The organism is Paludibaculum fermentans, assembly GCF_051172195.1.
Classification (GTDB): domain Bacteria; phylum Acidobacteriota; class Terriglobia; order Bryobacterales; family Bryobacteraceae; genus Paludibaculum; species Paludibaculum fermentans_A.
The window spans coordinates 6,494,597-6,506,028 of sequence record NZ_JBPJAQ010000001.1 but is presented as its reverse complement, the minus strand read 5'-3'; the positions used below and the strand labels follow the sequence as shown (position 1 = coordinate 6,506,028).

Annotated in this window: 11 protein-coding genes; 7 read left to right on the top strand and 4 right to left on the bottom strand. The window is 60.9% G+C overall.

All coding sequences use genetic code 11. The annotated features are described in order from the left end of the window. Positions 1-2 precede the first annotated feature (2 nt). Positions 3-1,145, bottom strand: a complete 1,143-nt coding sequence (locus ACR9Y2_RS26170; RefSeq protein WP_435044676.1) for an AAA family ATPase — start codon at positions 1,143-1,145, stop codon at positions 3-5. Between the two features lie 65 nt (positions 1,146-1,210). Next, positions 1,211-1,672, bottom strand: a complete 462-nt coding sequence (locus ACR9Y2_RS26165) for a hypothetical protein (protein WP_435044675.1) — start codon at positions 1,670-1,672, stop codon at positions 1,211-1,213. Between the two features lie 117 nt (positions 1,673-1,789). On the opposite strand from ACR9Y2_RS26165, the gene ACR9Y2_RS26160 reads away from it, so the two are divergent. From ACR9Y2_RS26160 to ACR9Y2_RS26135, 6 genes are all read left to right on the top strand, one after another. Further along, positions 1,790-3,124 (top strand): cytochrome ubiquinol oxidase subunit I, encoded by a 1,335-nt coding sequence (locus tag ACR9Y2_RS26160; RefSeq protein ID WP_435044674.1) that lies wholly within the window; start codon positions 1,790-1,792, stop codon positions 3,122-3,124. 18 nt (positions 3,125-3,142) lie between these two features. After that, complete coding sequence (cydB, locus tag ACR9Y2_RS26155) at positions 3,143-4,186, top strand: cytochrome d ubiquinol oxidase subunit II (protein WP_435044673.1); 1,044 nt, start codon at positions 3,143-3,145, stop codon at positions 4,184-4,186. Positions 4,187-4,204: 18 nt separating this feature from the next. Then, positions 4,205-5,170 carry a thioredoxin domain-containing protein gene (locus ACR9Y2_RS26150; RefSeq protein ID WP_435044672.1) on the top strand — a complete coding sequence of 322 codons (966 nt, stop codon included), beginning with the start codon at positions 4,205-4,207 and terminating at the stop codon, positions 5,168-5,170. 19 nt (positions 5,171-5,189) lie between these two features. Further along, positions 5,190-7,037 carry a M28 family peptidase gene (locus tag ACR9Y2_RS26145; protein WP_435044671.1) on the top strand — a complete coding sequence of 616 codons (1,848 nt, stop codon included), beginning with the start codon at positions 5,190-5,192 and terminating at the stop codon, positions 7,035-7,037. A 44-nt stretch (positions 7,038-7,081) separates the two neighbouring features. Then, on the top strand, positions 7,082-7,699 hold the full coding sequence (locus tag ACR9Y2_RS26140) for a hypothetical protein (RefSeq protein WP_435044670.1): 618 nt from the start codon (positions 7,082-7,084) through the stop codon (positions 7,697-7,699). A gap of 64 nt (positions 7,700-7,763) precedes the next feature. After that, complete coding sequence (locus ACR9Y2_RS26135) at positions 7,764-9,026, top strand: hypothetical protein (RefSeq protein ID WP_435044669.1); 1,263 nt, start codon at positions 7,764-7,766, stop codon at positions 9,024-9,026. Positions 9,027-9,109: 83 nt separating this feature from the next. Here the strand turns inward: ACR9Y2_RS26135 and ACR9Y2_RS26130 are convergent, their stop codons facing one another. Together ACR9Y2_RS26130 and ACR9Y2_RS26125 are read right to left on the bottom strand one after the other, a co-directional pair. Next, positions 9,110-9,307, bottom strand: coding sequence for a Flp family type IVb pilin (locus ACR9Y2_RS26130; protein ID WP_435044668.1), 198 nt, complete (start codon positions 9,305-9,307; stop codon positions 9,110-9,112). Between the two features lie 270 nt (positions 9,308-9,577). Then, complete coding sequence (locus tag ACR9Y2_RS26125; RefSeq protein WP_194451076.1) at positions 9,578-9,775, bottom strand: Flp family type IVb pilin; 198 nt, start codon at positions 9,773-9,775, stop codon at positions 9,578-9,580. 467 nt (positions 9,776-10,242) lie between these two features. Between ACR9Y2_RS26125 and ACR9Y2_RS26120 the strand changes: the two genes are divergently transcribed. Beyond that, the gene (locus ACR9Y2_RS26120) at positions 10,243-11,430 is read left to right on the top strand and encodes a hypothetical protein (RefSeq protein ID WP_435044666.1); all 1,188 of its coding nucleotides are present in this window, start codon (positions 10,243-10,245) and stop codon (positions 11,428-11,430) included. The last annotated feature ends 2 nt before the right edge of the window (positions 11,431-11,432 follow it).

The window sequence follows — 11,432 nt, the reverse complement described above, 5'->3', positions numbered from 1 at the left end:
GGTTAACGGCTGAACAGGCTCTGCAGCAACCCCGCGGCTTTTGGCGGCGGAGCGTTCGCGTCGCCGGCCAACACGCTGGCGAACTCGGAATATGCCTTGCCCAACCGCGTGTTCGGCGCCACGAAACGCCCCTCGGTCTGGGCCTTGCGGATACTGGGGTAGTCGTTCGGCAGCTTCTTCAGCACCTGAATACCCAGGATCTTGGCCAGCTCCGCCGACGATGGATCGTTCGAGTGCCAGCGATTCACCAGCAGGCCGAAGCGATGCTCAGGCATGCCCCAGCGAGCCAGTTCCTCGCTCCGCTTCTGCGTCATCCGCAGCGAGGGCACTTCCGTCGTGCAAACCAGGAAAACCTTCCGCGAACGGCGCACCAGCTCAATCGTCGCCGGATTGATCAGCTCCGGCAGGTCCACCAGAATCGTGTCATACCGCTCGCGCACGAAGTTCAGCAACTGGAAGTATTGCGGCCAGCCCGGTTGCCGCGCATCCAGCGACCGCGAGGACAACAGGAAGTCCACGCCTTCCACCGTGACCGAAGCCGCGCGCAATTTGAACTGGTCGAACTCGTCGCTCGTACTCAGCAGCGACTGAATGCCGCTGGTCTGCTTCACGTCCAGCAGGAAGCTCAACACGCTGCTGCGCAGGTCCGCATCAATCACCAGGACTTTCTTCTGGTGGTCGCGAGCCAGCGCCATGGCCGTATTCAGCACCACAGTGGAGGCGCCGCTGCCCGCCTTCGATGGCAGGAAGCTGAAAAGCGACTGCTCCATCCCGCCCTGCAGGCTGACCAGCGAACAGTGGATCGCTTCGCACAGCTCTTCCGTGGTGAACGACTCCCCCAGGACGGTGGTGAATCCCGCATCCTTGGCCCATTGCATCATGTGCGGCGCGCAGCCCAGCCCCACCACCGGCATGCCCGCATCAATCGACTTGATTGTGGTGCAGCAATGCAGGGCCAGGTCGCCGCTGCCTACGTCAATCAGGATCACCTCAGGCGCCGAAGCATGCACGATTCTCGTCAGCTCATACGGCGCGGGCACAGTGGGGTATTCGCGGACCAGATGCAGCAATCCTGTGTCCGCGGCAAGCGCTCGAATGTATGGCGAGCGTTCGGGGCTCGCCTGAATAATGACGGTGGTGAACATCTACGGCTCCGGGGCTACTTTCCCGTACTACCCCTATATCGGCGGCTTTTGTCCGATACTTTGCATCAGAATTCGGATATGTTCGTCTTACACTCGGAAGTCAAGTCTGACACCCGCTGCCGCCGCTCGTCCGATAGGCCCGGTCTTCGCCCCGCGATCCCATACTCCTCCACCGCCTCTTCCCAGCGGCCGGCCCGCTGCAGGACATACCCGAGAAGAATATGCGGCTCGGCCCACATCTCATCCAGCCGGGTTGCTTCGTGGCACCACGTCTCCACGGCCCGGAAGTCCTTAAATGCATAAGCCAGCCAGGCCAGGCGCAGCGTCACCTCGGCCGATTCCTGATCCCGCGCCACCAGGTCTTCCAGGTACGCATAAGCTACATCCAGCCGGTTTTCGCCAATCAGCCGCAACCCGAAATCCTCCGGCAACGCCCACCCGGCCGGCTCAAAACTTTCATTCAAACAGATCAGGCACACCGGCTCACCCTCGGGCCGTGGCATCTGGCACATGAGACAGATCTTCACTTGGGGCATATCCCCCAATCAGGAAAGGGCAAAAGAATCAGCAAGTTATAAAACCCCTGAGATTTCAATGAATCTCGACTTTGGCGTCTGAATTGCTCCGCTATAGACAAGGACCTAATGGACTCCGCTCTGGCTCTTCATCGTTTCCACTTCGCGTTTACCATCACGTTTCACTATTTATTCGTCCAGCTTACGCTCGGCCTGGCACTGCTCATCTTCATCCTCAAGACCATGGCCCTGCGTACGGGCAACGAACACTATAACGATACCGCCCGCTTCTGGGCTAAGATCTTTGCCGTCAACTTCGCCCTCGGCGTCGTCACCGGCATCCCCATGGAATTCCAGTTCGGCACGAACTGGTCCCGCTTCTCCAAAGCCGCAGGCGGTGTCATCGGCCACACCCTCGGCATGGAAGGCCTGTACTCTTTTTTCCTGGAAAGCAGTTTTTTGGGCCTGTTGATCTTTGGCGAAAAAGTGGTAGGCCGCGTCGGCCACTGGTTCTCCGCCCTGGCCGTCTGGGTGGGCAGCTGGCTCTCCGGCTATCTCATCGTCGCCACCGATGCCTGGATGCAGCGTCCCGTTGGCTATGAACTCGGGCCGCATGGTGAGATCATCCTCAACAGCTGGACCGCCCTGCTCTTCAACGACTGGGCCGCCTGGCAGTTCCTCCACACCATCCTCGGCGGTGTCGTCACCGGCTGCTTCGCCATGGCCAGCCTCGGCGCTTTTTATCTGCTCATGGGCAAACACCAGGACTACGGCCGCACGTTCTTACGCGTCTCCGTCACCACCGGTATGCTCGCCACGCTCCTAGTCGCCTTCCCCACCGGAGACCAGCAGGGCGCACTCGTCGCCCGCCACCAGGGACCCACCCTGGCCGCCATGGAAGGCCACTTCGAAACCGGTAAGTCCGCACCCATGGCGATCCTCGGCCAGCCCGACGTCGAACAGCGCCGACTCGACAACCCCTTCGTCCTGCCCGGCGTACTCAGCATGATCGTCCACAAACGCTGGGATGCCGAAGTCCGCGGCCTCGATTTCTATCCGCGCGAGAACTGGCCCGACAACATCCCGCTGCTCTACTACTCGTTCCACATCATGGTGGGCCTCGGCACCATCTTCATCGCCATCATGGGCCTCTCCGCCCTGCAACTCTGGCGCGGCAAGCTCTATTCCTTCAAACCGCTGCTCTGGGCGCTGCTGCTGGCCATGCCATTGCCTTACGTGGCCAATACCGCCGGCTGGATGACCGCCGAGGTCGGCCGCCAACCCTGGCTCATCTACGGCTTGATGCGGACCTCGGCCGGCTTCTCGGCCCGCGTCTCCAGCGGCAACGCCATGTTCACTCTGTTCGGCTTCATGGGCATCTATTCCGTGCTACTCATGCTGGGCCTGTTCCTCATCTGGCGTGAAATCGAGCACGGCCCGGGCTCCGCGCCGGCCGCCCACTAAAGGAGAACTCCAGACACCATGCTACCTGTCATCTGGTTTTGTATCGTCGCCGTCATGGTCGCCATGTATGTCGTGCTCGATGGCTTTGACCTCGGCGCCGGCATCGTTCATCTCGGCGTGGCCCGCACAGACCGCGAACGCCGCGCCGTCATCAAATCCATCGGCCCCGTGTGGGACGGCAACGAAGTCTGGTTGCTGGCCGGCGGCGGAGCCCTCTACTTCGCCTTCCCCGCCCTCTACGCTTCCTCCTTCAGCGGCTTCTACCTGCCCCTGATGATGGTGCTGTGGCTGCTCATCCTGCGCGGCATTTCCGTCGAGTTCCGCAACCACATCGACAACCCAGTCTGGAAGCCGCTGTGGGACACCGTCTTCTGCTTCTCCAGCGGGCTGCTCGCAGTCTTCTTCGGCGTGGCCCTCGGCAATGTCGTGCGCGGCGTGCCGCTCGACGCCGCCGGCGAGTTCTTCCTGCCCCTGTGGACCGACTGGACCCCCGGCCCCAATCCCGGCATCCTCGACTGGTACACCATCCTCGTCGGCCTCTTCGCCTTCTTCACCCTCACCCAGCACGGCGCACTCTGGGTCGCTTACAAGACCGAGAACGGCGTGCGCGAACGCGCCCGGCGCATCGCCCGCCTGGCCTGGTTCGCTGTCGCTGCCTTCACCGTCATCGTCACCCTGGTCAGCTTCCGCATCCAACCCCAGCTCAGCCGCAGCTTTGCCGCCATGCCCTTCGGGTTTGTCTTCCCGCTGCTGGCCCTCGTCGGGCTCAGCGGAGCCTTCCTGTTCTGGCGCCGCCAGGAAGACCTCAAGGCCTTCATCAGCTCCGCCGTCTTCGTCATCGGTATGCTCACCAGCGTCGTGTTCGGGGTTTTTCCTTATGTTCTGCCCGCAAACACCGACCCTGCTTTGAGCCTCACCATCCACAACGCCAGCGCACCCGCCTACGGCCTGCGCATCGGCCTCATCTGGTTTGCCCCGGGCCTGGCCCTGGCTACTTCCTACTCCGTTTTCCTCTACCGCAAATTCGCGGGTAAAGTTCAGTTGGAAGAAGGCGGCTACTGAGACGGTAGAATGGGCGGTATGACCAGATTTTCGCGCTGGGCGGCCCTCGGTCTGGCGGCCGCCTCCTGCTTTGGCCAGGTTCCCAAAAAGTCCGCTGCTCCGGCGAAACCGGCCGCAGCCGTGAAACCCGCCGCGCCGCCCGCCTTCGACAAGCCCAAGTTCGAAACCTTCGTGCGGCACCTGCTGCTGTGGGGGCCCCAGATCAACGTCGCGGTGGCCGATCCCCAGACCTCCGACATGCCCGGTTTCCGTCTGGTCAAAGTGACCGCCAGCTACCAGAAGGTGTCGCTCGACGAAATGTTCTACGTCAGCGAAGATGGGCAGAAAATCGTCCGCGGTACGCTCTACCAGTTGGGTAAGAGCCCGTTCGCCGCGGAACTGGCGAAACTCAAGACAGATCTGCAGCCCTCCATCGGCACGCCCGGCGCGCCCGTCGTCCTGGTCCTGTTCAGCGACTTCCAGTGCAATTTCTGCCGCGAAGAAGCCAAACAGCTGCGCGCCAACCTCATCAAGACTTATCCCAAGGAAGTCCGCCTCTACTTCAAGGATTTCCCCATCGAGCAGCTCCACCCGTGGGCCAAACCCGCCGCCATCGCCGGCCGCTGCCTCTTCCGCCAGAACCCCGCCTCCTTCTGGGACTATCACGACTGGATCTTCGACAAACAGGCTGAAATCACGCCCGAAACCTTGAAGGCCAAAATCACAGACTGGATGAAGGATAAGGAGCTCGATGCCGGCCAGTTCTCGGCCTGCTTCGACAACAAGTCCACCCTCTCAGAAGTGGAAGCCAGCATGGCCGAAGCGCGGACCCTGCGCGTCACCTCCACGCCCACCATGTTCGTCAACGGCCGCATGCTGCCCGGCAGCCTGCAGTTCCAGCAGTTGAAGAGCATCATCGATTTCGAATTGGAATACGCCAAGACCACAGGTGAGGGCGGCGAAAAATGCTGCGAACTCACCCTGCCGGTTCCCGGCAAGAAATAGACTGCGAAAGTAGTAACTCATGACCAGACAGCGACTGTTCATCCTCAGCCTGGCCGCTTCCGCCGCCACCTTCCTGCAAGCGGGCTCCGCTCCTGAGAAGGGCCGCATCAGCGCGGACCACTACCAGCAGACGGTGAAATACCTCGCCTCCGATGGACTAAAGGGACGCGGCACGGGCACGCCCCAACTCAAGAAGGCAGCCGCCTACATCGCCGGTCAGTTCAAGGCGCTCGGCATCCCGCCAGCCGCTGCCTCCGGTTACTACCAGACATTTGATGTCACCACGAACGCCAAGCTGGGCAAAGGCAATGAACTGTCGTTCATCAATGGCAGCGGGAAGAAACAGGCAGTCGCCCTGGGTCAGGATTTCAACCCCTTCAACTTTTCCGGCAACGCCAAAGTGACCGCCCCCGTCGTCTTCGCGGGCTATGGCATCACCGCGCCTGAGTACGATTACGACGACTACGCCGGGCTCGACGTGAAGGGCAAAATCGTCCTCGTCCTCCGTCACGAGCCCCAGGAGTTCGACGAGAAGAGCAAGTTCGCCGGCAAGGTCTACACCTCCCACGAACAGAAACAGACCAAGGCCGTCAACGCCAAATTCCACGGCGCCAAGGCCGTGCTGTTCGTCAACGACATGTCGAACCACCCGGTCGATTCCGATACCGTCGACAAGTTCTCCAATCATGTGGGGCCGAATTCGCCCGACATTCCCTTCGTTCAGGTGAAAACCGAACTCGCCAGCCAGTGGCTGCACGCTTCCGGCAAGAATCTGAAGGATTGGATCGAGGCGGTCGACAAGACCATGAAGCCGTCTTCGTTCGAAATCCCGGGCCTCAATGTTGACCTGCAGGTGAATGTCCTGCGCGAGGTGCGCCAGGTTCCGAACGTCGTCGCCTACCTCAAAGGCGAGACCGATGAATACGTGATCCTCGGCGCCCACTTCGACCACCTGGGCATGGGCGAACAAAGCTCCATGGCGCCTGACCTCGCCGGCAAAGCCATCCACCACGGCGCCGACGACAACGCTTCCGGTTCCGCCGGGCTGATGGAATTGGCCGACTATTTCGCCGCCCAGCCCAAGCGCAAACGCGGCATCCTGTTCCTCGCCTTCTCGGCTGAAGAGCTCGGCCTCATCGGCTCGTCCTACTATGTGAACCACCCCATCCTGCCGCTCGAGAAGGCCGTGGCCATGATCAATATGGATATGATCGGCCGCATCAAAGACGGCAAGGTTTTCGTGGGCGGCACCGGGACAGGCTCCACCCTGCTGGCCTCGCTCGATTCCGTCAAAGCCGCCCACCCCAAGTTGAAACTGGATCTGTCGGACCAGGGCGGCTACGGGTCGAGCGACCATTTCTCCTTTACCATCAAGCAGGTGCCGGTTCTGTTCTTCTTCTCCGGCCTGCACTCCGACTATCACAAGCCCAGCGATACCTGGGAGAAAATCGATCACCAGAGCGCGGCCGACCTCGTCAACCTCGTAGCCGAGGTGACCATTAAGCTGCAGGACGCGCCCCAACGGCCGGCCTATGTGAAGGTTTCCGCACCAGCTCCGCAGGCCACCGCCAGCGCCTCCGCCAGCGGCGGAGCCTCCCCCTGGTTCGGCAGCGTCCCTGATATGGGCGAAACCAAGGGCGGCTTCAAGCTCTCCGACGTCACCAAGGGCTCGCCCGCGGACCTGGCCGGACTCAAAGGCGGCGACCTGATCGTCGAATTCGACGGAAGAGCCATCTCCAGCCTGATGGACTTTACCTACGCCCTACGCTCAAAGAAACCAGGAGACGTGGTGCCGCTGAAATACCGGCGCGACGGCAAGGAAGTGGAAACGAAGGCGACTCTGAAATCACGAACTCAAATGCGCTAAGCGCCTAAGTAAAATCGATGTCGCTGCCGATAAGAGAAGTACGCATGGAAGAGGCGAAACTACCAGCCGGCCAAGTGTGGGATCTGCCGCCCGTCATCCTTCACCCATTCTCCGATCCGGGCGGGCCGGATAAGCTTGTCGAAAGCTCGCGAGCCCACCTGATGTTGCAGGGCATGCTCCCCACGGGAGAACTGTCTTCGGACGAGATCCTGCAACGGCTCCTCTCGGGCCGTTTGTGTGAGCTGCGCATGCTCTACTACGTCGGCAAGGATCTCGAACGCTGGCTCGAACAGTGCGCGGAACTCGTGGCCCGCGACAGCGTGCTGAAAGATGCCGGCATCACGGCCGCCGCGTTCACCCAGTTGCTCATCGACAGCCCTCCCGGCGATGTCCGCGAGAAGCTGACCAAATGGGGCGTCGCCGACTACAAGGCGATCTTCAGCCGCGCCCTCGGCCTGAACGCCATCTTCAATAAAGCGCCCGACCAGGACGGGCTGGCGCCGCACTTCATCCAGTATTACTACCGCTACGCGGACCAGATGTTCCAGTGCCGCCAAAGCATGGAGCCCTTTAAGACCCTGTCCCCCTGGAACTTCCGCTTCGAACTCTTCGCATCGGGTGAATACTCCCGCATGCTGGAGCGCGAATGGGAAGAGATCTAACTCTTCCGGTCTGAAATTCAACAGAACGGCGCCAACCCGGTCAGCCTGCCGATAGAATGGCTACATGCGGTTTGCGCCCTTCCTGCTGACTCGTCAAAAGCTCCCCAATCACTCCCTCACCGACATCCCCGGCACCGTTCGCTATGAGTTGCAGAACTCAGGCTTCGCTCAAAGGGTGCCCCCAGGCGGAGCAGTCGCCATCGGAGTCGGCAGCCGCGGCATCGCCAACATTGACGTCATCGTCCACACCGTCGTCCAGTGGTGGAAAGAACAAGGCGCCCGGCCGTTCATCTTCCCCGCCATGGGCAGCCACGGCGCCGCTACCGCCAAGGGGCAAGCCGAGGTCCTCGCCAAGTACGGCATTACCGATGAGAAGATGGGCTGTCCCATCCGCAGTGCCCTCCAGGTAGTCAACGTCGGCACCACCCCCGAGGGCATCGACGTCGTGATGGACAAACTCGCCTATCAGTCCGGCGCCGTCATGATGTGCAGCCGGGTGAAATGGCATACCGACTTCGAGGGCAAACTCGAAAGCGGCCTGTTCAAAATGATGGCCATCGGCCTGGGTAAGTTCGCCGGAGCCCAACGCTATCACACCCACGGCTACCGCCTTGGGCTCGAAGCCGTCATCCGCGCCGTCGGCCGCCAGGTCCTCGCCTCCGGGAAAATCCTGGGCGGCCTGGCGATCCTCGAGGACGGCAACCACGAAACCGGCCACATCGAAGCAGTGCCGGCCGCGACCATGGAACAGCGCGAAGAGGAACTCCTGGTGCAGGTGAAAAGCTGGATGCCGCGCATCCCGCTCCAGGATCTTGACCTGCTCATCGTGAATCAGCTCGGCAAGAACATCTCCGGCGCCGGCATGGATCCCAAGGTCATCAATCGCACCGTCTATGGCGACTACAATCCGTGGCCCTATGCCCCGCGGGTGGGCCGCGTGTTCCTGCGCGAGATCCACCCCATGAGCTATGGCAATGCCGTAGGCCTGGGCATGAGCGACATCGTCAACAGCCGCGTCCTCAAGGGCATGAAGAAGAAGCCAACTTACGTCAATGGTCTGACCTCGGGCGCCATGGCTTCCATCCGCATCCCTGTCCATTTCCCCACCGACCGCGAATGCCTGAAACAAATCTGGCGCACTGTCGGAGTGATGGACCCACTGCAATTGAAGATTGGTTGGATTCGCAACTCGCAGGATTTGACGTTGATGGCGTTCTCAGAGAATCTTCGGGCGGAACTGGAGGCAAATCCGATGGTGGAGATCCTGGATCAGCCGAAGGCTCTGGAATACGACGCGAAGGGTGACCTGGTCAACTGGCTGGCTTGAGGCGGGCGGCTAAAAGCAAAGAGGGCGCCCACCCACGGGCGCCCTCTCCAATTTCTTTCTTCGTCCCTGCGTTGCGGAGCCGGTTAGCCCTGCGTGGCGGAACTGGTCATCACGTTGTTGACTTTACCGAAGATGGTCTTGATGCTGTCGGCGACGCCAGGAACGATTGCCCCGGCCGCGACGGCGACGAAACCAGCCATCAGTGCGTATTCAATCAGGTCTTGACCGCGAGTATCTTTCCAAACCCGAAGCCGAAGTGCGATTTGTAGCATGCGATTCATGATCTCTCATCCTCTCCTTTGTCCGTGTCCGTGCTTTCGCACGGTTTGGATAGCCTTACAATATCAGCCGTGACTAGACCTTAAAATAAGTTTACCTACTCAGTTGGAGAGGCGAGAATTACTGATCTCTTCGCCCCGGGGACTGACAAAGGTATTAAGATGACATACAAACAATGCCATCAAGACCTTGGACCAAGCAGCCGATAGCCAAAGAGGGCAGCGGAGCCGCCCTCCATGGGATAATGAAATGTTGAGTGCACGCGAATGGGCTTAGCCCTGGGTCGCGGAACTGGTCATCACGTTGTTGACCTTACCGAAGATGGTCTTGATGCTGCTGGCCACGCCGGGGACGATGGCGCCGGCGGCCACGGCTACGAAGCCGGCCATCAAAGCATATTCAATGAGGTCCTGGCCACGGGTGTCCTTCATGATCCGCAGCTTCCAGATGAGCATGTTAAGTTTCTTCATTGTGATCTCCTCTCCCTTGCAAACGATTTGTCTTGTCGTTGCTAGACCCACAGTAACAGTACCTCCCGGCTACACAAATCCAACGAAGTACCTAATTCTCAACTTAGAATCAACCAAGTGTTCCTTAGGAGTAGCTGCAGGCCTGAGGAGTATGCGGACCTGAGAGTGGGGCGAACAAACGCTCGCCTAAACCTATAGGTCCATTCTTTTCCGGCCGATACATGACTCAGGCGAATCCCTTGGCATCCTCCCAAAACAGCTCGCGGTACCTCCTCATAGCGGGGTACCTGTACTGCGGAGCGGTTGGTTTGGGGGCTCCGATTTTATCTGATGAGGTCTTCAGTTTAAGTACTTCTGTACTGCGGCTCCCGGAATTATTGGCCGCGCTGCGCCTCGACGTGCATCCGCCGCTCTACTATCTCCTTCTCCATCTATGGCTTACGGTCGCACCAGCGAATGAGGCGAGTTTGCGCGTGTTTTCGGCGCTCGGTTTGGGGCTGGGCGCGTGGTTTTTCTGGCGCTTCCTCTCGGAAGCCGATTCTCCGGAGATCGCCTGGACCGGTTCGGCCCTGCTGCTGGCCAATCCTCTTGTCCTGCTGCTGACCGGCTATGGCCGGATGTACACCCTGGAGTTGGCCGTGTGCTCAGCAGCCTTGTGGTGCAGTTGGCGGATATTGAGCGCGACCACGGCCTCGCGGAGTGCACGGATTGCCCTGCTGCTGGTTTCTGCGGCTGGGCTGCTCACCCATAACTGGTTCATTTTCTTCCTGCTAGGGCTTGGTGTGGCGATGCTCGGGCTGTTCGGAATCAAGGCGTTCCGGCTGGCTGTCCCGGTTCTCGGGGGCTTCTTCTTATATATGACCCTGTGGGGCGACGCTGCTTTGGCCCAGATCGGCAGCACCGGGGAGCAACTGGCCTGGCTGAAACGGCCCGGATGGACGGCGGGGTTAGAGGTTTTGGCGGCACACCTTTGGTTGGCTGCTGCAGTGGCTCCTGTGTTCCTGGTTGTCGTCGCTCTGCGCGGAGCGAAGCCCAGGACGCTGAGCGCCTGGTGGCAGCCCGCGTTGGGCGCGCTGGCCGCAATTGTCGTTCCGCTGGTCCTTTCGCAGTGGAAACCCCTTTATAATTCGCGGTTTACAGTGGTGGCCGCGCCGTTCCTGGCCTGGGCGTTGGCCGCCTTCGTTTCGCGAGCCGGGGCTGTGACGGTTCCGGTGCTCACCCTCGCGGCGTGCCTTTGGGCCACTTTCGACAGCCGAAACGTATCCCCCTGCAACAGCCGGGCAGCGGCCGTGACCCTGGCGCAGCAGATCCGGCCGACGGATACCGTGGTCTATTGCCGGCTCGCCCGGCAGCCCATTGAGTGGTATTGGAAGGGCGCTGCAGGGCGGCGGACCAGTTTCCCGGCCCAGATCGATGCGCACCCCGGCTACGAGGGAACACCTAGAACACCTGAGCTGGAGACTGAGGCGGCCCGGCTGATCGCCGGGGCTCCAGGGCGGATTGTGGCGGTGGTGGACTCGGCCAGCCCGGCTTCGCAGGTGCTGCTGGCGGCCCTGCAGCGCGACTTCCGGCCCGTGGAACCGCCTTGCCTGGCTTGTGAGTCGGCCGGGAAGCACTACTTCAACCGGGTCCAGGTCTTTGAGCGGCGTCCTTAAGT